A 389-nucleotide genomic window follows, 5' to 3' on the forward strand; every position below is an offset into this window, starting at 1 on the left:
TCCCTATAACCTTGACGGCTATAAGTCTAAGCATTTACTACTTGTGATGATGAGTTTTACTACCCAAGCATGTATCTGTCGATACACGCTTAATAAAACTTTACTTCTTCCAGATTGTTAAAGAACGATACTACTTTTACCTAAACCTAAGCCGTTAGCGGGCTTACGTAAAAACAGTAATGGTGGAGGATGACGGGATCGAACCGACGACCCCCTGCTTGCAAAGCAGGTGCTCTCCCAGCTGAGCTAATCCCCCATTGGTGCAACTGGTAGGGCTGGTTGGACTCGAACCAACGACCCCCGCGTTATCAACACGGTGCTCTAACCAGCTGAGCTACAGCCCCAATATTTGCTGTTCTCTATTCGTTACAGTCGATAAGTGTGAGCGC

2 tRNA genes are annotated in these 389 nt (G+C 46.8%); both read right to left on the reverse strand.

Annotation, left to right across the window (positions count from 1 at the left end):
• Positions 1-180 precede the first annotated feature (180 nt).
• Positions 181-256, reverse strand: a tRNA-Ala gene (locus tag GTP46_RS29220).
• A gap of 11 nt (positions 257-267) precedes the next feature.
• Positions 268-344, reverse strand: a tRNA-Ile gene (locus GTP46_RS29225).
• Between the last annotated feature and the right edge of the window lie 45 nt (positions 345-389).

Origin of the sequence: Duganella flavida, from assembly GCF_009857445.1 — a bacterium.
Classification (GTDB): Bacteria; Pseudomonadota; Gammaproteobacteria; order Burkholderiales; family Burkholderiaceae_D; genus Rugamonas; species Rugamonas flavida.